Origin of the sequence: Vibrio panuliri (assembly GCF_009938205.1) — a bacterium.
GTDB lineage: Bacteria > Pseudomonadota > Gammaproteobacteria > Enterobacterales > Vibrionaceae > Vibrio > Vibrio panuliri.
This window is the reverse complement of sequence record NZ_AP019655.1, coordinates 741,815-767,726: the sequence shown is the minus strand read 5'-3', so window position 1 is coordinate 767,726 and position 25,912 is coordinate 741,815. Positions and strand designations below refer to the sequence as shown.

Below are 25,912 nucleotides of genomic sequence, written 5' to 3'. Positions count from 1 at the left end.
AAGTGTTCTATGCTCACTTTGCTTAGCGTCAGAAGTCTACTAGTCGTTGTGCACCGCAAAAGCTGTGATTGCTCTAACCATCGCTTCTAAGCCCTGTGTCCTACTAGAGCTGAGGTGACTGCTAAGTTCCAACTGTTTAAACCAAGCTTCGATATCGAAATCACACACTTGGTTTTTACTCTTACCGTCATAGGCAATAAGCACTAGCTTTAGCAATCCTTTAACGAGTGCAGCATCACTCGTGGCACGGATGTTTAATTGATCATCTTGATAGCGTTGCACCAACCAAACCCGACTTTGACAACCTGGCAAAAGAAACTGCTCGGTCATTTGTTCTTGAGGGAAGTTCGGTAGTTGCTCCCCGAGTTCAATCAGATATAGGTAACGTTCTTCCCAATCGCTGCATCGCGCAAAGTTTTTAACGACTTTTTCAGGTGTCATAACTACCTCAATAACTGCTTGATACGACTTAATCCATGCACCAATGCATCTACATCTTGAGATTGACTATACATACCAATCGATGCTCTACAGACCGCACTTTGACCAAGATGCTTGATTAACGGCATCGCGCAATGATGCCCAGTACGAATTGCCACACCATATCGGTCAAGAAATGAGCCTATATCAAATGCATGCTGACCTGATACGTTAAACGAAAGCACGCCAACTCGCGCATCATCATTGCCATAAGTTTCAACACCACTTAGCGAACTCATAGCGTCCGTAAGATACCGCATTACCTTTGTTTCATGATGGGCAATATTTTCTATTCCGATCTCTTGTAAGTAGCGAATGGCGACCCCCAAACCTAATATTCCTACAATATTCGGCGTACCCGCTTCAAATCGCCAAGGTGCTTTACCGTAAGAAGTGCCGCTAGGTAAAGTGACCTGATCAATCATCGCTCCCCCGCCTTCCCAAGGAATCATTCTTTCTAAATGTTTTGATTTAGCATAAAGCACACCGGTGCCAGTGGGGCCATATAGTTTGTGTGCAGAAAAGACATAAAAATCGCAATCAAGACTTGTAACGTCGACACGTTGATGCATTACCGCCTGAGCCCCGTCGACTAGAACCGCAATATTATTTTTTCGAGCTAGATTCACGACGGCTTTGATTGGGTTAACAACCCCTAAGACGTTCGACACATGAGTTACCGCTATCAGTCGCGTCTTACTGGTGATAAGTTGCTGTAAGTGTTCGATAGATAGCTGATCATTGCGATTTAGCCCCCAAACCTTTATCTGGGCTCCGCACATATCTGCAATTAACTGCCACGGCACAATATTGGCGTGATGCTCCATCTCACTGATAATAATTTCATCACCGGGAGCAAGTAACGGTTTCAAGTAGCTGTACGCAACCAAATTTATGGCCTCAGTACTGCCTTTGGTAAAGATGATATTGTTTGACGATCCCGCCTGCACAAACTTCGCAACCTCATGGCGAACCATCTCCATATCTTCGGTTGCTTTCGCGCTCATGTAGTGAATACCTCGATGCACGGAGGCGTATTCCTGTTGATAAAAACGCGTCATTCTATCAATAACACAATTAGGCGTTTGTGCTGTTGCAGCGGTATCAAGATACACCAACCGACTGTCATACACCTTTTGCTTTAGTGTCGGAAAATCATCAAACCACGGACTAATGATCGCTTGACTACTTCGCATCACGATCACCTCGTACTAGATGGTCTATCCTCGCAAGGACATGTTCTTTTACCAATGGGTTGCGCAACTTAAATGCGACCTCACTTGCAAATGCTTTCAGTAGCATACTCTCAGCAAGCGACTTCGGAATGCCACGAGCTCGCATATAGTCAATTTGGTCACGATTAAGTTGTCCAGAGGTCGCTCCGTGACTGCATTTAACATCATCCGCGTATATCTCTAACTGAGGCTTAGTATTCACTGTGGCACTTTCACCAAGTAGCAAATTGTGACTGTCCATCTGCCCATCGGTTTGTTGTGCTACTGGAGCGACGTAAATCATTCCCTCAAACACGCCGGTTGCCTCATCTTTGGCAATAATTTTATGCAGTTGCTTACTGATACAATGCGCAGCTGCATGGCTTAAATAGGTTCGATTATCAAAGGTGTGTTGCGCATGGGGTAACGATAAGCTGTTCATCTCTATATAACCATTTTCGCCACGCAGTGCGCTGCTATTTTGGTGGCGGACCAATCGTCCAGACAAGGCCATGGTAGTGGTTTGCGCAAAAGCATCTCGTTCTAGCACAGTATCATTGTGTCCAAAATGGTGCTGTTGACCTGACTCTTCAATCAACTTGGTATGGTAGAAGCGTGCTCCATTTTGAACCAAACCAGTTAACCGTGACAGCGTCACCCCACCTCCTTGTTCGAGCGATACGTGGTGTTCAATAATTTCGCACTGGGCTCCTGTCCCAAGGTCGACATGATGTCTGTAACTACATACATCACCTTTGTTACCACTGTTGATATGAAGCAGGTAAATGGGTTTATCAATCACGCGGTTTGCTGCCACTTCAATCAACACGCCTCCACTCGCCGTAGCATCGGTCAAGTAAACAAATGCATCGGGTTTGATCGCTTTTCGTAACTCATGGCTGTCTACGTCAGTGACGCAATGCAAAGGCGTTATCGTCGCATGAGGTATCCAATCAGAGCAACGGAAGGAGAATCGCCCATCAAAAAATACCAACCGATAACTGTCTAAACCTAAGCTGAGGCTTTCGTATGAGATGTTTTCCGCTGGTTGGAACTTGGCATAACGCAATGGTAACTGCTTAAACGATGACAATGGCGTATACCGCCAGGCTTCATCACTAGAGTCTGGCAACCCTACTTCCGCGAGCCTACTCCATTGTGCTTTCTGCCATGTACTCTCCTGAGTCATCTTTGCCAAGCTTCTGTTTAAGTGTGCGTCATTCATTAGAGGTAAGCCAGCCATAACCCTTTTCCTCTAATTCTTTAGCGAGTGAATGATCGCCTGATTTGATAATTTTCCCTTGGTACAAAACATGAACAAAATCGGGTTTAATGTAATCAAGAATGCGCTGGTAATGCGTCACCATTATAAATGAACGTTGACCATCTCTAAGCGCGTTGACACCAGTTGCCACCGCTTTCAATGCGTCAATATCCAAGCCTGAGTCCGTCTCATCGAGAATGCATAACTGGGGGGAAAGAACAGCCATTTGTAAAATGTCATTCCGTTTCTTTTCACCACCAGAGAAGCCTTCGTTGACAGAGCGCTGCAATAAATCGACAGGCATTTGCAACAGTGTCGCCTTCTCTTCAAGTAAGTCTTCAAACTCGAATCGGTCGATCTCATTTTCTCCTCGATATGAGCGAATGCCGTTCAAGGCGGTTCTTAAGAACAGCTTGTTGCTCACCCCAGGAATCTCCACCGGGTATTGGAATGCCAAGAAGACACCTTCACCGGCTCGCTCATCGGCTTCCAACTCAACCAAGTCTTTACCTTTGAACCAAATCGACCCTTGATCGATTTGGTACTCTTCTTTACCAGCCAGCGCAGACGAAAGCGTACTCTTACCCGAACCATTAGGCCCCATGATTGCGTGCACTTCACCGGGCTTTATCGACAAATTGATACCTCGAAGGATCGGTTTATCCTCAACACTCACATGCAAATCATTAATTTCTAGCATTTTTACCCCACGCTATGTTCAAGGCTGATTGAAAGAAGCTTTTGCGCTTCGACAGCAAACTCTAACGGCAACTCCGAAAACACATCTTTGCAAAAGCCGTTCACTATCATTGAGATTGCGTCATCTTCACTGATGCCGCGTTGCACGCAGTAAAACAATTGATCTTCTCCGATACGGGATGTCGTCGCTTCATGCTCAACTTGAGCGGTTGGATTTTTTACTTCAATATAAGGAAAGGTATGCGCACCACATTCACTGCCAATAAGCATTGAGTCACATTGCGTGAAATTGCGCGCTCCATGAGCGGTTGGAAGAATTTTGACTAATCCACGATAACTGTTTTCACTTTTACCCGCGGAGATACCTTTAGAGATAATGGTCGAACGGCTGTTTTTGCCGATATGAATCATCTTCGTCCCTGTATCCGCTTGTTGGGTTCCGTTTGTTAGCGCGACAGAGAAAAACTCACCAACCGAGTGATCACCTTTTAAGATAACACTTGGATATTTCCATGTGATGGCAGAGCCCGTTTCAGACTGAGTCCACGACATTTTGCTGTTTTCCCCCTCACAAATCGCACGCTTAGTAACAAAGTTTAATATGCCACCTTGTGTTTCACCTTCTCCGGAAAACCAGTTCTGAACGGTTGAATATTTTACCTCCGCATTGCGATGAATAATGACTTCCACAACCGCAGCATGCAGTTGATAGGAGTCACGCATCGGTGCTGAGCAGCCTTCGATATAGCTGACATATGAGTCTTCATCAGCGATCAATATCGTACGTTCAAACTGTCCCGTTTTGGCTTGATTGATTCTGAAGTAAGTTGAGAGTTCTCGTGGGCAACGAACCCCTTTAGGGATATAGACGAAAGTTCCGTCCGAAGCGACCGCAGCATTCAGTGCCGCAAAAAAATTGTCGTTGCTAGGCACGACGGTCCCGAGATACTTTTGAACTAAGTCTGGATGCGCTTGAATGGCTTCGCTGAATGAGCAAAAAATAATGCCATGTTGTTTAAGTTCATTTTGATAGGTTGTGGTCACAGAAACCGAGTCAAAAATTGCGTCAACAGCGATATCGCTGCCTTCTCGAACGGGTACACCCAACTTTTCGAATGCGTTTTCAACTTCTTGGGTTAAGTATTCATTGGAACCATCATCGTTTTCTGCACTGCCATCGCATTTTTCACATGAGGGTGCCGAATAGTAACTGTATGCCTGATAGTCAAGTGATGGATATTGTGCTTTAAGCCAATGTGGTTCTGTCATCTTTTGCCACTGACGAAATGCATTGAGTCTAAACTCAAGCATCCAACTTGGCTCATTTCGCTTGGCTGATATTGCCCTCACGACGTCTTCATTGATGCCTACAGACAGGGTATCTGAGCTAAGCTCAGTATAGAAACCCTCAGCATAGCCGCGTTCATGAAGTAGTTCTTGTACTTCTGATTGTGTCTCTACTGCTGACATTTCAGACTCCAAAACTTTCACCACAACCACACATATTTTTTACGTTTGGATTGTGATAAACAAAACTACTGTTTAGACCTTGTCTTACATAATCGATTTCTGTGCCGTCGAGCATCGGCATAGCGTTAAGCGCGACATAAAACTCAACATCTTGACTGACAAATCGAATATCGTCGTGACTAGGAGACTCTATCAGTTGAACTTGGTAAGCAAAGCCTGTGCATCCAGAGGGTCTAACACTTACATGGAAGTAGCTTCCTTCTTGGCAAAGTTGAAAAACTCTCTTTGCTGCATCCGCAGTTAAGCACACTCCTTTCCATTCCATATCTAACAATGAAATCTGTGCGGCTTGTGATTTTTGTGCGTTCATTGCACCACCTTAAACAGGAAAATTATCCGAATGATAATCATTATCACAATATTATCAACCATGACATTTGTGGGGAAATTATAAGAACAACCAACATATTGACATCGTGTTTTTTGAAATACCATATGTAGTATCTAAACAATAATGAGTATCATTTAATGAAAGGAGATAACTATGGACATCATTGTTTATTCAAAACCTCAATGTGTGCAATGTACAGCGACAGTCAAAGCACTCAACACTAAGGGGATCCCACATAAAGTTATCGATCTCACCCAAGATGAGCGTGCGATGAGCACGGTTCAATCGATGGGATATAAGCAAGCGCCTGTCGTGGTTGCTGGAACGCAACATTGGTCAGGCTTTCGCCCTGATATGATCAGCCAAATCAACTGATGATCGTTTACTACTCCAGCGCTTCAGGCAATACGCATCGCTTTATTAAGCAACTAGCTTTGCCAGCAATTCGGTTACCAATTGACCCGAGCAAACCGACCCCGCGTATTGATCAACCATTTGTATTGATTTGCCCGACGTACGCAGATGGCAATGGAAAAGGCGCTGTTCCGAAATCAGTTATTAAAGCACTTAACGATATTAGAACACGTTCATTGCTCGCTGGGGTGATTGCAACGGGTAATCGAAATTTTGGGGCATTGTTTGCCCAATCAGGCCGAGTCATCGCTGATAAATGCGGTGTACCAATCCTGTATCGATTTGAACTATCCGGCACTCCACGCGACGTACAGGCTGTACGTCAAGGACTCTCACAGTTTTGGAACCATCATGGACAATCAATTTCCTAACCAATCACTCAACTACCATGAGTTGAATGCGATGCTCAACCTGCTCAATGAGCATGGTGAAATCCAGTTCGACGCTGATCGGCAAGCTGCCCGACAGTTTTTCTTGCAACACGTCAATCAAAACACCGTTTTCTTTCATAATTTGAACGAAAAGCTCGATTATCTGGTTAACGAAGGTTATTACGACGCCCATGTGTTAGAACAATATAGCCCAGAGTTCATCACGCAAATTTGGGATCAAGCCTATGGCGTTAAATTCCGCTTCCGTACCTTTCTCGGCGCATACAAATTCTTTACCTCCTACGCGCTGAAAACTCGGGATGGGCAACGTTATCTAGAACGCTTCGAAGACCGTGTAGTAATGACCGCATTAACGCTAGCACGAGGTGACGAAACACTCGCCGCGCAGTTGATGTTTGAAATCATTTATCAGCGCTTTCAACCAGCGACACCCACATTTATCAACGCAGGTAAGAAAAGTCGCGGTGAGCTGATTTCGTGTTTTCTATTGCGTATTGAAGACAATATGGAAAGTATTGGGCGTGCAATCAATTCCTCACTCCAATTGTCTCGTCGGGGAGGCGGAGTCGCGTTACTTTTATCTAATTTACGTGAACAAGGTGCGCCAATTAAAGGGATCCTTAACCAGAGTTCTGGGGTTATTCCTGTGATGAAGTTGCTTGAAGATAGCTTCTCTTACGCGAATCAGTTAGGGGCTAGGCAAGGCGCAGGCGCGGTTTATCTGAATGTTCATCATCCCGATATCATGCAATTTCTGGATACGAAAAGAGAGAATGCTGATGAAAAGATCCGTATCAAGACCTTAAGCTTAGGGGTAGTGATTCCTGATATTACCCTTGAATTAGCGAAGCAAAACAAAGATATGTACCTTTTCTCTCCCCACGATGTTGAAAAGGTTTACGGTAAAGCATTTTCTGAAATCAGCATCACTGACCAATATCATGAAATGGTCGATGACCCACGTATTCGAAAAAGCAAAATTAGTGCGCGTGGCTTGTTCCAAACATTGGCCGAAATTCAGTTTGAATCTGGTTATCCTTACATTATGTTCGAGGATACGGTAAATCGTGCTAACCCAATTGAGGGTCGTATTAATATGTCGAATCTCTGTTCAGAGATTCTGCAAGTCAACGATGCCAGTCAGTTTAACGACGACTTAAGCTACGCCCATTTAGGTCGTGATATATCCTGCAACTTAGGCTCAATCAATATTGCTAAAGCAATCGATGGAGGTGATGTTGCCCATACCATTGATGTTTCTGTTCGTGCGCTCAATGCTGTCTCTGAAATGAGCCAAATTGACAGTGTCCCCTCTATTCGACGAGGAAATGATGAAAGTCATGCAATTGGTTTAGGCCAGATGAACTTGCATGGTTTCTTAGCAAGGGAGAGAATTCACTACGATAGCATTGAAGCGATCGATTTTACCCAAGCCTACTTTTCTACCGTGCTGTTCCATTGTTTAGTGACTTCAAATCGTTTGGCGAAGGAGAAACAATCTAGCTTTAGTGGCTTTGATCGCTCAACTTATGCCACGGGAGAGTTCTTTCAAAAGTATCTTGAACAATCTTATCAACCAACCACAGATAAGGTCGCCTCTTTGTTGGATAAATTTGGCCTGACTGTACCTAATCAAGATGACTGGGCAACGCTCAAACAGCAAGTGATGCTGGATGGACTTTACAATCGCAACCTACAAGCGATTCCTCCTACCGGTTCAATCAGTTATATCAACGACGCAACCGCCTCAATTCATCCGGTCACATCCAAGGTAGAAATCCGTAAAGAGGGTAAAATTGGCCGAGTCTACTTCCCTGCTCCCTATCTCGATAATAGCAATCTTGACTACTATCGTGATGCGTACGAGATCGGGCCTAATGCCATTATTGATGTTTATGCCGCGGCAACCGAACATGTCGATCAAGGGCTCTCTTTAACATTGTTCTTCGGCGACAATGTGACCACTCGGGATATAAACAAAGCCCAAATCTACGCGTGGAAGAAGAACATTAAAACGCTCTACTACATTCGAATGCGACAAAAAGCCCTTGAGGGAACACAAGTCGATGGCTGTGTTTCATGCACGCTTTAGTATAGGGACTAGATATTATGATAACCCCACCAATTGACGCGCCAGTAAAAGCAATCAACTGGAACAAGCTCCAAGATGACAAAGATCTTGAGATATGGAACCGACTAACGGTCAATTTTTGGCTACCAGAGAAGGTGCCTTTATCAAATGATATACAAACTTGGAAGCAACTGACTGACGAGGAACAAACTCTGACCATTCGAGTTTTTACTGGACTCACTTTGCTAGACACGATTCAAAACTCTGTGGGAGCGCCTAGCTTAATGCCTGACGCTCGCACACAACATGAAGAAGCGGTACTGACCAATATCGCTTTTATGGAGGCTGTGCACGCACGTAGCTATTCTTCTGTCTTCTCAACCCTATGCACCACGCCACAAATTGATGAAGCATTTCGTTGGGCAGAAGAAAACCCGTTTTTACAACAAAAAGCCAAACTGATTCTGCAAGACTATCAAGCCAATCAAAACCCGCTGAAAAAGAAAGTGGCGAGTGTTTTTCTAGAAAGTTTTCTTTTTTATTCTGGGTTTTATCTACCGATGCATTGGTCCAGTCGCGCTAAACTGACCAATACCGCGGATCTGATTCGCCTCATCATCCGAGATGAAGCGATTCACGGTTACTATATCGGTTACAAATTTCAACAAGCCTACAACGAACTCTCAGTTGACGAGCAAACTCACATCAAAGACGAAGCGTTTGCGTTGATGTTTTCTTTGTATGAAATTGAGTGTGAGTACACGGAAACACTCTACGATAATGTTGGGCTCACTGAAGATGTAAAACACTTTCTGCATTACAACGCAAATAAAGCTCTGATGAACCTTGGCTTTGAACCTCTGTTCCCAGATGAGCTATGCCAAGTGAGCCCAGCGATTATGGCGGCGCTTTCACCCAATGCTGATGAAAACCACGATTTCTTTTCTGGATCCGGCTCATCCTATGTCATTGGTAAAGCGGTTGCGACAGAAGATGAAGACTGGGACTTCTGATAAAAAAAGAGAAGTACCATGTACTTCTCTTTATTACTTGCTGGTGTTGGCTAGTTCGCTTCTAACGAGAGAAGAACTTCACTAGCATCTTGTTTAATATCAAAGCGGCTATCAAGCAAAAAGACCCGTGATGCATCGATTTTCACCACATCAACTAAATAGGCTTTCACTGCCTGAGCACGTTGTTGAGCAAGCTTACCCAACTCGCCTTCAGACACCTGTTGGTGATTTAGAGTTAAGTTATACAACGCAATATGCCAACGTCGATCAAGATCCTCATCCGTATACTGCTCGTTGTTATCATCTAACTCTTGTTCGATTTTATCGCGTACCGTCTCTGCTTCTTGACCAAACTCATTCTTATAAAGTGCTTGAAGAGCGTCAGAAAGTGGCCCCTCAATAGGAACCGTCGTCGCACTCAAATCAGCCGGAAGCTGTTCTGCCGTTGTTTTCGCTTGCGCAGCCAAAAGCTGATCAAACTTAATCAGCGCAAGCGCTTTACTGTCTTCAACGGCATTGACTGAACCATCCACTGACAAGGTCAGCTTAGGACGACTCGTTAGCGCTTCGCCGAGTGTCGTCAACTTCTCTTGTTGCTCTGTGCTCAGTTGCGACACGCCAGAGGCAAAATCAATCACATTCAGCTCGTCATCCGCATCGGCTAGCCCAGCGATAAATGAAAATGGTGCCGTTACGGCCTTGGTAATGATGTTAGTAATGGTATGCCAAATCACACCACCAAGGCTAAAGTCCGGATCGTTAATATCACCAGAAACATCAACCCCTAAATCAATCACGCCATCTCGGTCTTGTAACAGCGCAATCGCCAGCTCGATAGGCAGATCGGTGGCAAGGTCACTTTCACTCGCTTGACCCAACTTAAGTTGGTCAATCACAACATGGTTTGACCCTTTCAGCTGATTGTTTTCAAGTTGATAGTTTAGTGCCAAAGTTAGCTGACCTTTATCAATGTAATGGCCCGCGTATGTACCTGAATAAGGGTTCACCGTAGTTAACTCAACACTCTTAAACAGCACATCCAAATCAAGATACGGTTTCTCCAACAGAGGGTTAATTTCCCCTTTGATTTTTACCGGAGCATAACGATCAATATTGCCACTAATATCAACCGATGCTTTGGTACCAGGTACGCTAGAAATATGACCGACCTGTCCGTTGAGTTGCTCAATACCCGAAGAGAAATTTGGCGTTAATGAGTTATCAGCGAAAAACGCAGAGCCATTATTAAACGCCACTTTGCGCACGCTTAACGCAAATGGCTGACTTTGCGATTTGACTTTCTGGTTGGCTTGCCCTTTTTGCTCACTCTTTGGCTGTTGCACCACTAAGTCGCCCAAGTTTGTCGTTCGATCTTTGTTGATCACCACTCGCGCATAAGGCTGACTGAGCGTTAACGTGTCGATGGCTAACTTAGATTTCTCGATGTCAAAGTCAAACTTATTAACCGCAAGAGAACGCCATTTAACGAAAGGCTTTTTGAGTTTGTTATCGCGCACTGAAAGATGAGTAACTTTTGCACTACCACTCGCTTTTACTTTGCCGTCCGCTGCTGCAATCAACTTAGTGTTGGTATTGAGTTCACCGCTGGTTAATGTCGCATTAACCGCAGTAGCAATATAAGGCTGGAATTGCGATAACTTCAACGCTTCAACATCAATATCCGCATCAACCGCTTGTTTACTAATGTCTGCTTGACCTTGCACGCCGATATTTCCCTTGCCATTTAGTGAGGCAAAAAGATCGAACTCTATCGGTTGCGAAAAATCACTCGAAATCTGCTTAGTCGAAAGATTAATTGGACTCACGACCCATTGATTGGCTTTTGCCGTGATTAGCTTCTCTGACACATTTAGCTGGTAGTCTTTTAAGTCAATCCCAGCCAGTTTAACCAACCATGGCTGCTCGCTATCGCTTGTGCTTTCCGCGTTGTTTTCCTCTGGTTTTACGTCAGCCTCTTGCCCCAAAGATTTTGGCGTGAATAAACTCGCTAGGTCCACACCACTATCATCAACCGATACTGCAACATTTAAACCATGTGACTCGATAGTGCCAAGCGTGACGAGTTGTTTATTCACATTTGCGGCAATATCGCTGACAGATAGACTAGGCAAAGAGACGACTGACTTACCATTGCCATCAAAGTTCACTTGTTCAATAGAAAAGCGACCAGAATCAGTAGCAATACTCATCGTATCTTGCTCTGGCAACTCACCTAACGTTTGTTCAACGCGATAGTTGGAAGAGAAACTTAACGTCCCAGAGGTTAATTTGGCATCGAAGTTATCGGCAGCAAAACCCCATAGCCGTGGTAATTGAATCTGCTCAATATCAATATTACCCACCACTTTTAATGGTTTTAGTTGCATCGCACCGCTTGCTGATATTGTCGCTGAATCCGAATCTTTGATGGTAAGTTGATAGCGGTTCGCTTGCGCATCGAATATTTGCTGAGTAAAAAACTCGCCTAACGACAAATTGATGCTTGGGTAGCTCAACTTGGTACCTGAAACGCCATCCACAAACTCGACTTGTCCATCGCTCAAACGCGTATGCAAAATACGCACGGGAAATAACGCAGCGTTGCTGTCGGTTACGTCGTTTGATTGCTCTGTTGGTTGCTCAGCGGTGGCGGTGTTTTTTGCCACAGCCGCAATAATATCACTGAAGTTAAACTCTACTTGATCTGGGTTATCGAGACGTTTGAGATTGACATACGGTTTATCAAGTTTGATATGTTCGATCGCCACTTCAGCATTTAGAAGTGATTGCCAAAAGTTAATCTGAAAATCAGCGTCTTCAAAACGAACAAATGGCTGATCCTGCTCTAAGATCGCAAACTGATGAAGGTTAAATTGGAGAGTGAAAGGATTAATCTTCACGTCAGTCAATGTTACAGGACGCTCAATCAGTTTGCTTAACTGTTCGGGTATTTGCTGCTTAGCAACATATGGCACTAATAGACCAAGTAGCGCGGCATAGGATAGATAGCCACCCGCCGCATAGGCTCCCCAACGAACAGGTTTCGGCAAAGCTTTAAACTTTGTCACGGCTTGCTTAAATTTGCTTGGCATTGTACCCCACTACTCCAACATCATAGACTGACAAGAATACTCGTATTTCCGAATGTACTCTTATTAAACAGACAGTTCTCTCTTATCAATCACCTTTCTTGGCAAACAGAACGTAAGATTGATCAAATTGAACAAAGCAAAGGTCATGAAACGCAGCGCGCTGAAAAGTCCATGAGCCTTTGCTGATAGCACTTATTTTTTAAGCTGTTCTTTCGCCGCTTCTACTTTAGCGAAATCCAAGCCCAATTCATTAACAGCTTCCTTGATCAACGCAGGATTTTGCATGACCTGCCCCATCAATAACTGCAACTTATCTTGTGGCAATCCAAGTTGAGAGATCGTTGCCATCGCCGCCAATGGGTTTTGAGTTAATGCTTCAAAAAGCGCTTTGATTTGCTCGTCACTAATGTTGTGTTCTTTGAGCATCGCAAGAATAGGGTTCATCAAATTACCTCTAATTTCGATTTGGTATGGAGAGATTTTACCATTTGCACATTTGACGTTGAACTGGAAACAATAGTACGAAAACTGTTTGCACAATGGTTAAACAGTTCTGTGTTGTTACCGTTCATTTTCCCATCACTGGGCAAGGGCTTTGTTAGCGAATCCGTTGTTGGTCCTTTAACCATCGTAAAACGACTAACGCAGCAAGAGAGCATATTGGCTGGTCACTACTATCAATGTATCGCAGTTCTTCAATTTCAGCTGCAGTTGCAAGCTCACCAGAGAAATCAGCAAAATAGCAAGTTAACTGAACAGACACGCCCTCTGCCTTACCATCTGCTTGGGCAGTAAAAGTACCAGCATAATGAATAGAGCTCGGAACTAAATCAACGGACAACTCCTCTTTGATTTCACGTACTAGCGCCTGCTCATCACTTTCGCCCAACTCCCGTTTACCACCCGGCAAGTAGAACAGCTCTTTGCCCTGAGAGCGCACCGCCAAAAACTTACCATCTTTGATGGTAATCCAAGCCAGTTTATCGATCACTTTTCCCACGATTTCTTCCATTATTAACAGTTAACTAAACTGCCATTATATCCAAGTCACTATGATCTGTTCTAGTTTCTAACTAGGCGAATTCTAACGTTATATTGATGAGTTTTGATTAATAGGTGATGGAGTTAAAAACTCTACACAAAACCAAACACAATTTCATTGCCGCAAGCTCACTTGGTAGATAATCTCGCACTCTACTCAAATCTAATTATCTAAACCATCAATAATGGAGTCGCGAAATTGCAATACTTAGGCGAGATCTCTGCCCTGTCAGCAGCGGCAGTATGGGCAATTGCGACATGGATTTATGGGCAGTTCAGCCACCAGTTTTCAGCGCTGCAACTCAATATAATAAAAGGTTGCATAGCCTCTATTATGATGGCGCTCGTCTTGCCTATCGCGGTCACCATACCTAGTGAGCTATCGACTCATCATTTAGCCATACTCGCCGTATCCGGTATTATCGGCATTGCAATTGGTGATAGCGCATACTTTGCTGCGTTAAAAAGAATTGGCGCCAACAAAACCCTACTTTTAGAGTCGCTCGCCCCTCCTTTGTCAGGCATTCTCGCATTGGTGTTTATTGGTAGTGTGTTGCCTTTGCAGAGCTGGTTTGGCGTTTTGATTACCACTATCGCAGTAACATTCGTTATCTTGCAGCCGAACGCTGATAACAGCAGCCAAATTAACTGGAGTGGAATTGGATTTGGCCTACTGGCAAGTGTTTGCCAAGCCTCTGGCGTTGTGATTTCTCACTATGCACTTGTTGCGGGAGATCTACCTCCGCTACTTGGAGCCCTAATACGCCTCACTGTCGGTGTGCTCGCGGTGGTCGCGATCATTATTTTTGTGGAAAATAAGCCCTTTCGTAAAATACTCGATAACTTTAGGCAGTTGACTCAAAAAGCGTTTCTAACACTCCTGTTGGCTATTTTTGTCGGTACCTTCCTCGCGTTGTGGCTTCAACAATCGGCGCTGAAATATGCCAGTCCAGCTGTCGCACAAACAATCATTGCCACCAGCCCACTCTTTATGCTTGGCATTTGTGCACTAAAAGGGGAAAGAGTCACCCTCAAAAGTCTACTGGGAACACTCGCTGCTATTGGCGGCATCTCCCTGTTTTTCATTAAATAGTAAGGGATAGCGTTTGACTGGCATGGTTCAAACGCTAAAACACTTAAGGTTCTGATGCGTCTGCCAGCCTTGTTTACATTCGTATCCCACCATCGATTTCAATCACGCGACCTGTTAAGAAATCATTTTCAAATATGTACTTAACCGTCGAAGCGATTTCCGATGCCTGACCTAAACGGCCGACGGGCACCATTGAGATCAGCCGTTCCATGGCTTGCGGTTTGATTTGATCTGTCATCGCAGTTTTTATCACCCCTGGTGCGATGGCCATAGAACGGATGCCGTAGCGACCGAGTTCCTTTGCCCATACCGTTGCCATCGCCGCTACTGCAGCTTTCGATGCTGAGTAATTGGTTTGCCCGATATTTCCCGCCCGCGCGACGCTAGAAATATTGATCAGCACCCCTTTGCTATCAGTATTAAGCATTGTCTTAGCCGCCTCGCGTCCACACAAAAAACTGCCGGTTACATTCACATCCATCACTGACTGAAATTGCTCTAGCGACATCGCCGTCATTTGCCCATCTTTGAGCTTTACAAACAGTCCATCACGCATAATCCCTGCGTTGTTTACCAACCCATTTAGTTGGTTAAAATCCGCTTCAATTCGCTGAAATGTTGCGACAACCTGCCCTTCGTCCGTAACGTTTGCTTGGTATCCGCGCGCACTCACTCCATGCTGAAGGCACGCTTCGATCGTTTGCTCCAACTCTGCTATTTCAAGATCAATCAGAGCTAGGTTGACGCCATTGGCGGCTAATGAAATCGCTATTTGGCGCCCCAGCCCATGACTTGCGCCAGTAACCGCAATGACTTTGTTCGCTAACTCCATCGGCACTCCTTAGCCTTTTGACTGTTGCTGATAAAACTCAAACAAACTAGAAAAATCTTTGTTCCCGTTACCTTGACTAGAGTGAATGTTAAAAAGATTGCGGGCAACACTCCCCATTGGTGTGGACGAATGACTTGCCACTGCCGCTTCCATGGCTAACCCCAGATCTTTTGCCATCAACTGCGTCATAAATCCACCTTGATAGCCGTTACTCGCCGGAGCGGTCTCCATAACATTAGGGCATGGATTATAGAGTTCTAGCGCCCAGTTGCGCCCGGAACTCTGGAGCATAATATCGGACAATACTTTCGGGTCTAATCCATTGTCGATCCCCAAATTAAGCGCCTCGCAAGTCCCACTCATTAAAATGCCCAACATCATGTTGTTACAGATCTTTGCTACTTGCCCAGATCCTGCATCGCCAGCATGAAAAATGTTTTTACCCATGTGTTGTAGGATATCCCTCGCCTGAGCAAAGCTCTCGTCGCTTCCACCAACAATAAACGTAAGAGTGCCGGCCCCTGCCCCTGCAACCCCGCCTGAAACCGGAGCATCAACAAAAGCAAGGCCGTGTTCATTTGCCTGCGTCGCGACTTGGCGTGCTGTCGCTGGGTCGATGGTCGAAGAGTCGATCAAAAGTGTCCCTTCTTCGGCACTCTCCAGTACCCCGTTAGGGCCCAAGTAAACGCTTTGTACGTGTTGGCCTGCTGGTAGCATGGTAATCACAACGTCAGCACCGATGACCGCTTGCTGTAAAGAACTTGCGCTCGTCGCACCCATTTCTGTTAGCTCTAAAGTCGCGTTCGGATTCAGGTCAAACACTTCAACCTGTAATCCTGCTTTCAACAGATTCTTAGCCATGGGTGTTCCCATGTTACCAAGACCAATAAAGGTAATTTTGTTCATCATATGTCCTTATAAAATCACATCATATGTCCTTATAAAATCACACTGACGTCATTTCTGTTTGTGAGCGGGTATTGAGGAGAATTTATCGGAGAAAAGAAGCGAGCCAGCTCTTGCGGGGTCACTTCGGAAACATTCGCGTGCAGCCACTTAGGTTGATTGGTTTTGTCCACCAACAACGCTCGCACCCCTTCGCGAAAATCACCTTCCAGTCCGCAACGCAAAGTTAATCCGAACTCCAACTCAAAGCATTCTTTTAGTGTTAGGTCATGATACTGCGTCAGTTGTTGGTAGCAGAGGTGCAACGACAATGGACTCGCATAGGCGGTAGTCTTTTGCGCACTACGTAACCATTTGTCCTCGGTGTCGATTTGTCCAATCGCACTGACAATTTGCTCTAAATCACCTTGGCAAACCTGTTCAATGACTGATGAATGAGACATCAACCATCCGGGGATATCCTCACTATGATGACGATGACTTAATACCGACGAAATGGTCATCTCAACATCATGTTGTTGTTTCCACTCAATTTGACTCAGTTGATCAAGCACACTGTGCTTGTCAGTGGCATCAATTATCCATTCACTCAAGCCTAGCGCTTGCATATCAGATGCATTGATTTGGCAAGCTGTTAGGGCAATAAACAGTGCCAAGTGTTGAGGGATCTGGCTTAGGAAATAGGTACCGCCAACATCAGGATAGAGGCCAATTTTTACTTCCGGCATTGCGAAACGAGTATTGGAATCAACGACGCGATGACTCGCCCCCATAAACAGCCCGACACCACCGCCCATTAAATATCCGTGTCCCCACGCGATGATAGGTTTTCTATACGTGTGGATCAGAAAGTCACAACGGTACTCCAACGTAAAGAAGTCGGCAGTCACGTCAAAAGCATGCTCAAAATCCTGCTCTTTGGTCTCTAACGCGCGATACATCGCTTGAACATCACCACCTGCACAAAATGCTTTTTCTCCGTGACCGTGTAACATAACAGCGACAATATTTTCATCGTCTTGCCATTGAAGCAGTTGGTGGTAGAGTTGCTCAATCATTTGATAGTCAAGAGCATTAAGCGACGAAGGATTACAAAGCTCAGCTATGCCAATCACGGAACCGTCACGGCAGTGTTGATGAGAGAAATTAACCATACCTGTCATAAAATCTCCTTTAACTGTTGGTCCAGTTAGGTGCACGTTTTTGCAAAAACGCGTTAACGCCTTCTTGTTGATCGTTGGTATTAAACAGTTGCATAAATAACTCTCGCTCTAACACCAACCCTGCGGCATGCGTATTCGTTCGGTGATTCTGAATTAACGTTTTACAAGCACTCACCGAACTAGGCGATTGCTTCGCAACTTGACTTGCAAGCGACATCGCCACCTTGAGTGCTTCGCCAGTCTCAACGACTTGTTCAGCCAACCCAATACGCTCTGCGGTCAATGCATCAACTCGCTCGCCACACAAAATCATCCGTTTTGCCCATCCTTCTCCAACCAAAGCGGTCAAGTTTTGCGTACCTCCAGCACAAGGAAGTAAACCTACAGAAGCTTCGGGGAGCGCCAGTTGCGCTTGCTGTTCAACAATTCGAATATCGCACGCGAGCGCGACTTCTAAGCCGCCTCCCATCGCATAACCGTTAATTGCTGCTATCGTCACCCCATCAAAAGCCGACAACGCCTCAAATGCCTCACCAAAAGCGAACGCCATATCCAATGCCTGCGATTTATCACCAGAAGCAAAGGTATTTAAGTCCGCGCCCGCTGAAAAAAACTTGCTCCCCTGTCCGGTGATAACTAAAGCATAAATGGTGCGATCTTGACTCAGCTCTAATGCAAGCGATTTTAGATGCTTTAGCGACGCTAGTGTCCATGTGTTGGCGGGAGGATTGTTAATCGTCACCTGGGCGATATGATCGGTTCTCTCGAGTTTGATCAATTCTGTCATTGTCCAGTCCTTTAGATAAGTAAACGGTAGAGCATGCCAATCAGCGTTAGATTAGATGCTTAAATAAGATGTACGGCTAAACCAACTCAACGCCTTCTGCCAGCATGCGCCTAGCGATGATTAGCCGCATGATTTCATTGGTTCCTTCTAATATTTGATGGACGCGCACATCCCTAAAGTGCCTCTCAACCGGATACTCTTTAATGTAGCCATAACCGCCATGTATTTGCAGCGCTTGGTCGCAAACTTGAAAACCGACGTCGGTGGCAAATCGTTTTGCCATTGCACAGTAGGCCGTTTTCTCAGAATGACCCGCATCAAGTTTTGCAGCAGCAAGCCTGACCATTTGCCTTGCAGCAACCAGATCCGTTGCCATGTCAGCCAACTTAAACTGTAACGCTTGAAAATGAGCTAAGGTGCGACCGAACTGCTTGCGTTCAGTCATGTATTGCTTGGCTTCGTTAAGAGCTTGCTGAGCGGTACCTACCGAACAGGTAGCAATGTTAATTCGCCCACCGTCCAACCCGAGCATGGCAAACTTAAAGCCCTCACCCTCTTCGCCGAGTAAATAGTCGGCTGGAATTCTGACATTCTCAAAGCTAATCATTCTCGTTGGTTGACAGTTCCAACCCATTTTCGCCTCTTTCTTACCGTAGCTGATCCCTTCACTATTGGCAGGTACAATAAACGCAGAAATACCATTGGCACCTTCACCACAAGAGCGTGCCATCACCACCAGTACGTCAGTGTCTCCAGCTCCAGAAATAAAGACTTTTGAACCATTTAAGACAAACTCGTCCCCTTGCCGCTGTGCACTTGTGGTTAGCGATGCCGCATCTGAGCCAGCATTGGGTTCTGTTAGACAGTAAGACGCAAGTTGTTCACCGGAGACGAGTTGCTCACTAAATTGAGCAGCAACTTCGGTTTTTGCAAAAGAGGTGATCATCCATGTCGCCATATTATGAATGGTCATAAATGCGGTGGTTGCAGTACATCCCATCGCAAGCTGCTCAAAGATTATCGCAGCGTCTAGTCGCGATAACCCCATGCCACCATGATCTTCTGGTGTATAAATGCTTAGAAAGCCAAGTTCTCCGGCCTGACGAAGTATCTCTTTAGGAAAAATCGCTTCTTCATCCCATTGTGCGGCATTGGGTGCAAGCATTTGTTCTGCAAATTGTTTGGCTGCCTCAGCAAATGCTAATTGATCTTCACTTAACTCAAAATCCATCTTGAAACCTCAACTCTGTTATCGCCATAGCACCAACAGCCAACACTTCGATTGGCTGTTGGTTTCAATATTTATTTAAGTTGAATCGTCATATTTGGACCGCTTGGAATGTCGTCATCGAACCAGCGCGCTGTGACCGTTTTGGTTTCAGTAAAAAAGCGCACCGCTTGCTTACCATAGGCGTGTAAATCACCATAGAAACTCCCCTTCCAACCAGTAAATGAGAAAAACGGCAGTGGCACGGGGATCGGAACGTTGATACCAACATTCCCCACTTCTATGTTGTGCTGATACTTACGTGCCGCAGCACCATTGGCAGTAAAGATTGAGGTACCATTACCAAACGGACTCGAATTTACCAGAGCGATCGCTTCATCAAGATCTTCCGCTTCCATGGTGAGCAATACCGGGCCAAAGATCTCCTCGGTATAAATAGACATCTCTGTCGTTACATTGCTAAACAGTGTCGGACCAACCCAATTTCCGTTTGGCAAGCCAGCAACTTGGCAATCTGAACCATCCAAGAGACAGTTCGCGCCTGCCGCTTTGCCTTCGTTAATTAAGTTCACCACACGTTGCTTAGCTTGTGGACTAATCAAAGGTCCATAACCAGCTTGCTCGTCATCCCATGCTCCCGGTTGAACTTGAGCTAACGCCTCCTTAAGCTCTGGTATCCATTGTTTGGTTTCTCCAACGAAAACCGCAACAGAGATTGCCATACAACGCTGTCCTGCAGCCCCAACTGAAGCGCCGACTAGATTGTTGATCACTTGCTGTTTATTGGCGTCAGGCATAATTACCATGTGATTCTTGGCGCCGGCAAAAGACTGCACACGTTTGAGATTATCAGTCCCTGTTTTATAGATATATTCACCAACAGATACCGATCCGACGAACGAGATAGTACGCACTCTTGGATCCGTAAGAATAAAGTCCACTTGCTCTTTCTTACCATGGACGATCTGCAGCACACCTTTCGGTGCACCCGCTTTCTCAAACAACTCAGCCAATAGCATTGCAGTTAACGGCACTTGCTCTGAAGGCTTCAGCACGAAGGTATTGCCACACGCAATAGCCATTGGGAACATCCATAACGGAATCATTGCAGGAAAGTTAAACGGGGTGATCCCCGCGCACACACCAAGAGGTTGGACATAAGAGTAACCGTCGATCCCTGTTGCAACATTTTCAACAGTTTCGCCCATCATCGCGCTACAAATATTGGCGGCTTGCTCCACCACTTCAATACCCCGCCAGACATCACCTTTCGCATCCGCGAGGGTTTTGCCCGTTTCACTGGACAATAAAATGGCAATTTTGTCGTGATTCTCTTTGAGAATATGTTGATAACGGAGCATTAATCGAGCACGTTCTGGTGCCGCGACTTCCTTCCACGTTTGAAACACTTTCGCAGCACTGGCAATGGCAGCATTCATTTCTGACTCAGTCGCACATGGCACTTCTGCGATCACGTCATTGCTTGCTGGGTTCGTCACTGCCACCCATTGTTCGGATTGAGAACTGGCAAACTCACCATTGATATATTGCTTTACTCTTTCTGTCATGCTGACGTCCTTGTATCTTTCAATTTTCAATGAGCATCGTTAGCTAGCCTAAGACACCCGTGTTGTTAAAATCCGGTTAGTCGATCTCAATCGCAATGGCGGTAGCTTCACCGCCTCCTATACACAAAGAGGCAATGCCACGTTTGCCACCAGTCTGCTTAAGTGCGTGCAGTAAGGTAACAATGATCCGGTTTCCGCTTGCTCCGATAGGATGACCTAAAGCACATGCACCACCACGAACATTCACCTTTGCAGGATCCAACTCCAACGTTTTGACTGCATGTTGAGTGACCACAGCAAAAGCCTCATTAATCTCCCATAAATCGACATCCGACTTATCCCACCCCAACTTGTCTAACAATTTTTCGATTGCATACACGGGCGCGATGGTGAACTCCTGTGGCTCTCTGGCATGTGTTGTATGAGCATGAACTTTGGCGAGGGGTTGCAACTGATGTTGTTTCGCAAAAGTGCTACTCACTAGCACCATGGCTGATGCACCATCAGAAATGGAGCTTGAGTTTGCCGCGGTCACCGCGCCTTCTTTGGCAAATGCTGGTCTTAGAGTAGGAATTTTTGCCGCATCCAATTGGCTTGGCTGCTGATCTTCTTGATACGTTTCAGTGGATTGCTTGAGCTTGACCGTTACCGGGGTAATTTCTTGCTTAAACAACCCCTGATCAATCGCGTGTTTAGCGCGCTTAAGCGATTGAGTAGCCCAATCATCCATGCTCTGACGGCTGAACTGGAAACGTTGCGCCGTCTGCTCAGCAAAAACGCCCATTAATTCACCTTGATAGGAATCTTGCAGACCGTCATAAAACATATGATCTAACACCTGATCGTGACCAAGACGAAAACCTTGTCGCGCGTTTGGCAATATATAAGGAGAAGCAGACATGTTTTCCATACCGCCCGCAACAACAACGTCCGCACTGCCTGCTTGAATCAAATCATGCGCAAGCATTGCGGCCTTCATACCTGAACCACATACTTTATTTAACGTCGTACAGCCCGCACTATAAGGGATATCTGCCTTTAAACTTGCCTGACGCGCAGGAGCTTGACCGACACCAGCTGGCAATACACAACCGATAAACACTTCATTGACGGTATCAGCAGGCAGTTGACTCTCCGCAAGTGCAGCGCGGATGGCACAAGCACCTAATTCAGTCACATCGGTGTGAGCAAACATACCTTGAAAAGCGCCGATAGGTGTTCTTTTTGCCCCAACAATCCATGTTTGACGATTCATTTTATTAACCTTTTGTTGACGTTCACGTAATAACTATACTAACATTTACGTTAACGTCAAGTTATGAGGTTATTGTCGAACGGTTCAACTAGGCCATTTTAGATAAAAGGCTGTAATTTCAAGGCTCCAGAGATACTGCAATTTATTTACTTTAACGTTAACGAGTTGTATATTCTTATTAAAGGTTATACAAAAGTCGCAAGGGTTAAGGGATGAATACATTTAAAATCAGTGAACTTGCTAAAGAGTTTGATATTACTACTCGTAGTATTCGCTTTTATGAAGACTTAGGGCTAATCACCCCTGACCGTAAAGGCAGTACACGTATCTATAACGGTCGTGACCGAATCAGACTAAAACTGATACTGCGCGGGAAGCGCTTAGGCTTTTCCCTCGCAGACATCAAAGAGTTGTTTGAGCTTTACGATACCGATCAAAGCACAGAGCAGTTGCACTACATGATTCGGCTTATCGAAGACAAAAAGGCAACATTGCAGCAGCAAGCTAATGATATCAATGCGGTAATGATGGAACTTAATGCGGCCAAGTTGCGATGTGAAAATACACTTAAATCGATGAAAGGTGATAGCGTCATCTAACCGCAGTTTAAGAGGATGTCGGTGATGCTATTGGCAAGGATAAGCAATGAAATCGACCTACTCTTCCCTAAAATTCGTCTATGACGAGAACACTGATTTGCTCCGTGAGCAAATCAACAGCTTTGCAGCCAGCGAAATCGCTCCGCTTGCCCAATCTATTGACCAATCAAACGACTTTCCCAACCACCTCTGGACAAAACTTGGCGATATGGGACTGCTCGGCGTCACGATCGAAGAACAGTTCGGTGGCGCCAATATGGGCTATTTGGCCCACGTTATTGCGATGGAAGAAATCAGCCGAGCTTCTGCATCCGTTGGGTTAAGTTACGGCGCACATTCTAACTTGTGCGTTAACCAAATCCACCGCAACGGTAACCCCGCTCAAAAAGAGAAATACCTACCTAAACTCGTATCTGGTGAACATGTTGGTGCATTAGCAATGAGTGAACCTGGAGCGGGCTCCGATGTGGTCGCAATGCAACTTCGAGCAGAGCGCAAAGGTGATCACTTTATTTTAAATGGCAACAAAATGTGGATCACAAACGGCCCCGATGCCAATACCTACGTGGTTTACGCTAAGACAAACCCAAGTGCCAACGCCAAAGGTATTACTGCATTTATTATTGAACGAGGCTTTGTTGGTTTTTCTCAAGCACAAAAGCTGGACAAGCTTGGAATGCGCGGTTCAAACACTTGTGAGTTGGTGTTTGAGAACTGCCAAGTCCCTGCCGAAAATATACTCGGAGAAGAGAATCAAGGCGTGAAAGTGCTAATGAGCGGCCTCGATTATGAACGAGTAGTATTAGCAGGCGGTCCACTTGGCATTATGCAAGCGTGTATGGATAACGTTATTCCTTACATCCATGATCGCAAGCAATTTGGCCAAGCCATTGGCGAATTCCAACTTGTGCAAGCTAAAGTCGCCGATATGTACACCCAAATGAATGCTGCTAAAGCGTACGTTTACGCAGTGGCGGCTGCGTGCGATCGTGGGGAAGCAAGCCGAAAAGATGCCGCCGGAGCAATTCTGTTTAGCGCTGAACTTGCGACCAAAATGGCTCTCGACGCCATTCAATTGTTAGGTGGTAATGGTTATATCAACGAGTTTGATACCGGACGTCTATTACGCGATGCGAAGTTGTATGAAATTGGTGCCGGAACCTCAGAAATACGCCGAATGCTTATCGGTCGTGAATTGTTTAACGAAAGTGCTTAGCGCACACCTTTAATACACAGTTTCGCGTTCGAAATATCCTTGAACGTAAAGCTTGTTCACTAAATAGAGGAGCAATTCATGGCAAAAATAGTCAGTAAAGTTAATCTTCAATCTGAACTGTATCAACACAACTATAAGGCAATGGCGGCGCTGGTCGATGAGCTTTATACCACCGTCAATAAGATTGAGGATGGCGGTGGTGAAGTGGCGCGTGAGCACCAGCGCAACAAAGGGAAAATGGCGGTACGGGAACGCATTCTTGCGCTGCTCGACCCAGGTTCGTCTTTTTTAGAAGTCGGTCAATTTGCGGCATGGGAAGTTTATCCTGACTACGTCCCTTGTGCCGGAGTTGTCGCGGGCATCGGAATGATCAACGGCACAGAGTGTATGATTGTTGCCAACGATGTTACTGTTAAAGGCGGCAGCTACTACCCATTAACCGTCAAAAAACATCTCCGCGCTCAAGAGATTGCACTGAAATGCCGCTTACCTTGTGTCTACTTAGTTGATTCTGGCGGTGCCAATCTTCCCCGACAAGACGAAGTCTTCCCAGATAAAGACCATTTTGGGCGCATCTTCTATAATCAAGCCCGCATGTCAGCGCAAGGAATTGGTCAAATTGCAGTGGTAATGGGTTTATGTACCGCTGGTGGTGCTTATGTTCCGGCGATGTGTGATGTATCAATCATCGTAAAGCAACAAGGCACCATTTTCCTTGCAGGCCCCCCTTTGGTCAAAGCCGCGACGGGTGAAACTGTCAGTGCAGAAGAACTGGGGGGCGCAGATGTTCATTGCCGCACGTCTGGCGTGGCAGATTACTGCGCAGAAAACGACCACCATGCTCTGCAACTGGCGCGTCAAGCCGTCGCCCAACTCAACGTGATCAAACCCAATTCACTACACCAGCAAACCGTCTTACCCCCACAATACGAGGCCAATGAATTGTATGGCATCGTTGGTACGGATTTGAAAAAACCTTTTGATGCACGTGAAGTCATTGCTCGTATCGTCGACGACTCACAATTTGATGAGTTCAAAGCTCTGTTTGGCGAAACTCTTGTCTGTGGTTTTGCACACATTCACGGAATGCCAATAGGTATTGTTGCCAACAACGGCATCCTGTTTTCAGAGTCTGCGCAAAAAGGTGCGCATTTCATTGAGCTCTGCGCGCAACGTAAAATCCCTCTGCTTTTTCTACAAAACATCACCGGTTTTATGGTGGGGAAAAAATATGAAGCCGAAGGCATTGCCAAACATGGCGCCAAGATGGTGATGGCGGTGTCTTGTGCTGACGTACCCAAATTCACGGTTATTATCGGTGGCTCCTATGGCGCAGGGAATTATGGCATGTGTGGCAGAGCTTACGACCCAACGATGATGTGGATGTGGCCCAATGCCCGCATCTCTGTTATGGGTGGAGACCAAGCCGCTAATGTGATGGCACAGGTCACTCGAGATATCAAAACTCGTAAAGGAGAAAGCTGGAGCAGCGAGCAAGAACAGCAATTTAAGCAGCCGATAATCGACCAATACCAAACTCAAAGCCACGCATACTATGCCAGCGCACGTCTATGGGATGATGGCATTATCGACCCAGCCAAAACCCGTGATGTAGTGGGTATCGCCTTATCTGCCGCATTGAATGCTCCTCTGCAAGAAAGCAAATTCGGCATTTTCCGTATGTAACTAACATATTGATATTTATCTACTAAAATTAGAAAAGA

Annotated in this window: 24 protein-coding genes; 8 read left to right on the top strand and 16 right to left on the bottom strand. The window is 45.5% G+C overall.

What is annotated here, in order from left to right:
• Window positions 1-39 precede the first annotated feature (39 nt).
• Genes GZK95_RS18185 through GZK95_RS18160 form a run of 6 tightly spaced genes read right to left on the bottom strand, consistent with a single transcriptional unit; the run spans window position 40 to window position 5,497 of the window.
• Window positions 40-441: a SufE family protein gene (locus GZK95_RS18185; protein ID WP_075713113.1), complete on the bottom strand. Its 402-nt coding sequence runs from the start codon at window positions 439-441 to the stop codon at window positions 40-42.
• Window positions 442-443: 2 nt separating this feature from the next.
• Window positions 444-1,676 carry a SufS family cysteine desulfurase gene (locus GZK95_RS18180; protein WP_075713115.1) on the bottom strand — a complete coding sequence of 411 codons (1,233 nt, stop codon included), beginning with the start codon at window positions 1,674-1,676 and terminating at the stop codon, window positions 444-446.
• Window positions 1,666-2,937 (bottom strand): Fe-S cluster assembly protein SufD, encoded by a 1,272-nt coding sequence (gene sufD / locus GZK95_RS18175; RefSeq protein ID WP_075713117.1) that lies wholly within the window; start codon window positions 2,935-2,937, stop codon window positions 1,666-1,668. The genes GZK95_RS18180 and sufD overlap by 11 nt, the downstream gene beginning before the upstream one ends.
• Window positions 2,912-3,658, bottom strand: a complete 747-nt coding sequence (sufC, locus tag GZK95_RS18170) for a Fe-S cluster assembly ATPase SufC (protein WP_075713119.1) — start codon at window positions 3,656-3,658, stop codon at window positions 2,912-2,914. Before sufC ends, sufD begins: the two co-directional genes overlap by 26 nt.
• A gap of 2 nt (window positions 3,659-3,660) precedes the next feature.
• Complete coding sequence (sufB, locus tag GZK95_RS18165; RefSeq protein WP_075707322.1) at window positions 3,661-5,127, bottom strand: Fe-S cluster assembly protein SufB; 1,467 nt, start codon at window positions 5,125-5,127, stop codon at window positions 3,661-3,663.
• A 1-nt stretch (window position 5,128) separates the two neighbouring features.
• Window positions 5,129-5,497, bottom strand: coding sequence for an iron-sulfur cluster assembly accessory protein (locus tag GZK95_RS18160; protein ID WP_075707320.1), 369 nt, complete (start codon window positions 5,495-5,497; stop codon window positions 5,129-5,131).
• A gap of 174 nt (window positions 5,498-5,671) precedes the next feature.
• On the opposite strand from GZK95_RS18160, the gene nrdH reads away from it, so the two are divergent.
• The 4 genes from nrdH to nrdF are packed head-to-tail and all read left to right on the top strand — an operon-like array spanning window position 5,672 to window position 9,408.
• Window positions 5,672-5,893 carry a glutaredoxin-like protein NrdH gene (nrdH, locus tag GZK95_RS18155; RefSeq protein ID WP_075707318.1) on the top strand — a complete coding sequence of 74 codons (222 nt, stop codon included), beginning with the start codon at window positions 5,672-5,674 and terminating at the stop codon, window positions 5,891-5,893.
• Window positions 5,893-6,303 (top strand): class Ib ribonucleoside-diphosphate reductase assembly flavoprotein NrdI, encoded by a 411-nt coding sequence (gene nrdI, locus GZK95_RS18150; protein WP_075713121.1) that lies wholly within the window; start codon window positions 5,893-5,895, stop codon window positions 6,301-6,303. The genes nrdH and nrdI overlap by 1 nt, the downstream gene beginning before the upstream one ends.
• Window positions 6,284-8,416: a class 1b ribonucleoside-diphosphate reductase subunit alpha gene (gene nrdE, locus GZK95_RS18145; RefSeq protein ID WP_075713123.1), complete on the top strand. Its 2,133-nt coding sequence runs from the start codon at window positions 6,284-6,286 to the stop codon at window positions 8,414-8,416. Before nrdI ends, nrdE begins: the two co-directional genes overlap by 20 nt.
• Window positions 8,417-8,433: 17 nt before the next feature.
• Window positions 8,434-9,408: a class 1b ribonucleoside-diphosphate reductase subunit beta gene (gene nrdF / locus GZK95_RS18140; RefSeq protein WP_075713125.1), complete on the top strand. Its 975-nt coding sequence runs from the start codon at window positions 8,434-8,436 to the stop codon at window positions 9,406-9,408.
• A 50-nt stretch (window positions 9,409-9,458) separates the two neighbouring features.
• Here the strand turns inward: nrdF and GZK95_RS18135 are convergent, their stop codons facing one another.
• The 3 genes from GZK95_RS18135 to GZK95_RS18125 all read right to left on the bottom strand — a co-directional run bounded on the left by GZK95_RS18135 (window position 9,459) and on the right by GZK95_RS18125 (window position 13,500).
• The gene (locus tag GZK95_RS18135) at window positions 9,459-12,500 is read right to left on the bottom strand and encodes a DUF748 domain-containing protein (protein WP_075713127.1); all 3,042 of its coding nucleotides are present in this window, start codon (window positions 12,498-12,500) and stop codon (window positions 9,459-9,461) included.
• A 192-nt stretch (window positions 12,501-12,692) separates the two neighbouring features.
• Window positions 12,693-12,944, bottom strand: coding sequence for a DUF2999 family protein (locus tag GZK95_RS18130; protein ID WP_075707307.1), 252 nt, complete (start codon window positions 12,942-12,944; stop codon window positions 12,693-12,695).
• Window positions 12,945-13,098: 154 nt separating this feature from the next.
• Window positions 13,099-13,500 (bottom strand): NUDIX hydrolase, encoded by a 402-nt coding sequence (locus GZK95_RS18125; RefSeq protein WP_075713193.1) that lies wholly within the window; start codon window positions 13,498-13,500, stop codon window positions 13,099-13,101.
• Window positions 13,501-13,740: 240 nt separating this feature from the next.
• On the opposite strand from GZK95_RS18125, the gene GZK95_RS18120 reads away from it, so the two are divergent.
• Window positions 13,741-14,634: a DMT family transporter gene (locus GZK95_RS18120; protein ID WP_075713129.1), complete on the top strand. Its 894-nt coding sequence runs from the start codon at window positions 13,741-13,743 to the stop codon at window positions 14,632-14,634.
• A gap of 73 nt (window positions 14,635-14,707) precedes the next feature.
• Here GZK95_RS18120 and GZK95_RS18115 read toward each other — a convergent pair whose 3' ends face one another.
• The 7 genes from GZK95_RS18115 to GZK95_RS18085 all read right to left on the bottom strand — a co-directional run bounded on the left by GZK95_RS18115 (window position 14,708) and on the right by GZK95_RS18085 (window position 22,373).
• On the bottom strand, window positions 14,708-15,466 hold the full coding sequence (locus GZK95_RS18115; protein ID WP_075713131.1) for an SDR family oxidoreductase: 759 nt from the start codon (window positions 15,464-15,466) through the stop codon (window positions 14,708-14,710).
• Between the two features lie 9 nt (window positions 15,467-15,475).
• Window positions 15,476-16,372: a 3-hydroxyisobutyrate dehydrogenase gene (gene mmsB / locus GZK95_RS18110; RefSeq protein WP_075713133.1), complete on the bottom strand. Its 897-nt coding sequence runs from the start codon at window positions 16,370-16,372 to the stop codon at window positions 15,476-15,478.
• A 32-nt stretch (window positions 16,373-16,404) separates the two neighbouring features.
• Window positions 16,405-17,535: an enoyl-CoA hydratase/isomerase family protein gene (locus tag GZK95_RS18105; RefSeq protein WP_151148817.1), complete on the bottom strand. Its 1,131-nt coding sequence runs from the start codon at window positions 17,533-17,535 to the stop codon at window positions 16,405-16,407.
• 10 nt (window positions 17,536-17,545) lie between these two features.
• Window positions 17,546-18,322, bottom strand: coding sequence for an enoyl-CoA hydratase (locus GZK95_RS18100; RefSeq protein WP_075713137.1), 777 nt, complete (start codon window positions 18,320-18,322; stop codon window positions 17,546-17,548).
• Between the two features lie 76 nt (window positions 18,323-18,398).
• Window positions 18,399-19,553 carry an acyl-CoA dehydrogenase family protein gene (locus tag GZK95_RS18095; RefSeq protein ID WP_075713139.1) on the bottom strand — a complete coding sequence of 385 codons (1,155 nt, stop codon included), beginning with the start codon at window positions 19,551-19,553 and terminating at the stop codon, window positions 18,399-18,401.
• Between the two features lie 71 nt (window positions 19,554-19,624).
• Window positions 19,625-21,118 (bottom strand): CoA-acylating methylmalonate-semialdehyde dehydrogenase, encoded by a 1,494-nt coding sequence (locus GZK95_RS18090; RefSeq protein ID WP_075713141.1) that lies wholly within the window; start codon window positions 21,116-21,118, stop codon window positions 19,625-19,627.
• A gap of 76 nt (window positions 21,119-21,194) precedes the next feature.
• A complete protein-coding gene (locus tag GZK95_RS18085; RefSeq protein WP_075713143.1) occupies window positions 21,195-22,373 on the bottom strand; it encodes a thiolase family protein in 1,179 nt (392 codons plus the stop codon).
• 212 nt (window positions 22,374-22,585) lie between these two features.
• Here GZK95_RS18085 and GZK95_RS18080 point away from each other — a divergent pair, with 212 nt between their 5' ends.
• From GZK95_RS18080 to GZK95_RS18070, 3 genes are all read left to right on the top strand, one after another.
• Window positions 22,586-22,972 (top strand): MerR family transcriptional regulator, encoded by a 387-nt coding sequence (locus GZK95_RS18080; protein WP_075707289.1) that lies wholly within the window; start codon window positions 22,586-22,588, stop codon window positions 22,970-22,972.
• Between the two features lie 46 nt (window positions 22,973-23,018).
• The gene (locus GZK95_RS18075; RefSeq protein WP_075713145.1) at window positions 23,019-24,188 is read left to right on the top strand and encodes an isovaleryl-CoA dehydrogenase; all 1,170 of its coding nucleotides are present in this window, start codon (window positions 23,019-23,021) and stop codon (window positions 24,186-24,188) included.
• A 78-nt stretch (window positions 24,189-24,266) separates the two neighbouring features.
• Entirely contained in the window at window positions 24,267-25,874 is a 1,608-nt protein-coding gene (locus GZK95_RS18070; RefSeq protein ID WP_075713147.1) for a carboxyl transferase domain-containing protein, read from the top strand.
• Window positions 25,875-25,912: the final 38 nt, after the last annotated feature.

Bases quoted from the DNA above. Each gene is read 5' to 3' on its own strand.
- GZK95_RS18185 (WP_075713113.1), bottom strand. From the start codon at position 441: ATGACACCTGAAAAAGTCGTTAAAAACTTTGCGCGATGCAGCGATTGG.
- GZK95_RS18180 (WP_075713115.1), bottom strand. From the start codon at position 1,676: ATGCGAAGTAGTCAAGCGATCATTAGTCCGTGGTTTGATGATTTTCCG.
- sufD (WP_075713117.1), bottom strand. From the start codon at position 2,937: ATGGCTGGCTTACCTCTAATGAATGACGCACACTTAAACAGAAGCTTG.
- sufC (WP_075713119.1), bottom strand. From the start codon at position 3,658: ATGCTAGAAATTAATGATTTGCATGTGAGTGTTGAGGATAAACCGATC.
- sufB (WP_075707322.1), bottom strand. From the start codon at position 5,127: ATGTCAGCAGTAGAGACACAATCAGAAGTACAAGAACTACTTCATGAA.
- GZK95_RS18160 (WP_075707320.1), bottom strand. From the start codon at position 5,497: ATGAACGCACAAAAATCACAAGCCGCACAGATTTCATTGTTAGATATG.
- nrdH (WP_075707318.1), top strand. From the start codon at position 5,672: ATGGACATCATTGTTTATTCAAAACCTCAATGTGTGCAATGTACAGCG.
- nrdI (WP_075713121.1), top strand. From the start codon at position 5,893: ATGATCGTTTACTACTCCAGCGCTTCAGGCAATACGCATCGCTTTATT.
- nrdE (WP_075713123.1), top strand. From the start codon at position 6,284: ATGGACAATCAATTTCCTAACCAATCACTCAACTACCATGAGTTGAAT.
- nrdF (WP_075713125.1), top strand. From the start codon at position 8,434: ATGATAACCCCACCAATTGACGCGCCAGTAAAAGCAATCAACTGGAAC.
- GZK95_RS18135 (WP_075713127.1), bottom strand. From the start codon at position 12,500: ATGCCAAGCAAATTTAAGCAAGCCGTGACAAAGTTTAAAGCTTTGCCG.
- GZK95_RS18130 (WP_075707307.1), bottom strand. From the start codon at position 12,944: ATGAACCCTATTCTTGCGATGCTCAAAGAACACAACATTAGTGACGAG.
- GZK95_RS18115 (WP_075713131.1), bottom strand. From the start codon at position 15,466: ATGGAGTTAGCGAACAAAGTCATTGCGGTTACTGGCGCAAGTCATGGG.
- mmsB (WP_075713133.1), bottom strand. From the start codon at position 16,372: ATGAACAAAATTACCTTTATTGGTCTTGGTAACATGGGAACACCCATG.
- GZK95_RS18105 (WP_151148817.1), bottom strand. From the start codon at position 17,535: ATGACAGGTATGGTTAATTTCTCTCATCAACACTGCCGTGACGGTTCC.
- GZK95_RS18100 (WP_075713137.1), bottom strand. From the start codon at position 18,322: ATGACAGAATTGATCAAACTCGAGAGAACCGATCATATCGCCCAGGTG.
- GZK95_RS18095 (WP_075713139.1), bottom strand. From the start codon at position 19,553: ATGGATTTTGAGTTAAGTGAAGATCAATTAGCATTTGCTGAGGCAGCC.
- GZK95_RS18090 (WP_075713141.1), bottom strand. From the start codon at position 21,118: ATGACAGAAAGAGTAAAGCAATATATCAATGGTGAGTTTGCCAGTTCT.
- GZK95_RS18085 (WP_075713143.1), bottom strand. From the start codon at position 22,373: ATGAATCGTCAAACATGGATTGTTGGGGCAAAAAGAACACCTATCGGC.
- GZK95_RS18080 (WP_075707289.1), top strand. From the start codon at position 22,586: ATGAATACATTTAAAATCAGTGAACTTGCTAAAGAGTTTGATATTACT.
- GZK95_RS18075 (WP_075713145.1), top strand. From the start codon at position 23,019: ATGAAATCGACCTACTCTTCCCTAAAATTCGTCTATGACGAGAACACT.
- GZK95_RS18070 (WP_075713147.1), top strand. From the start codon at position 24,267: ATGGCAAAAATAGTCAGTAAAGTTAATCTTCAATCTGAACTGTATCAA.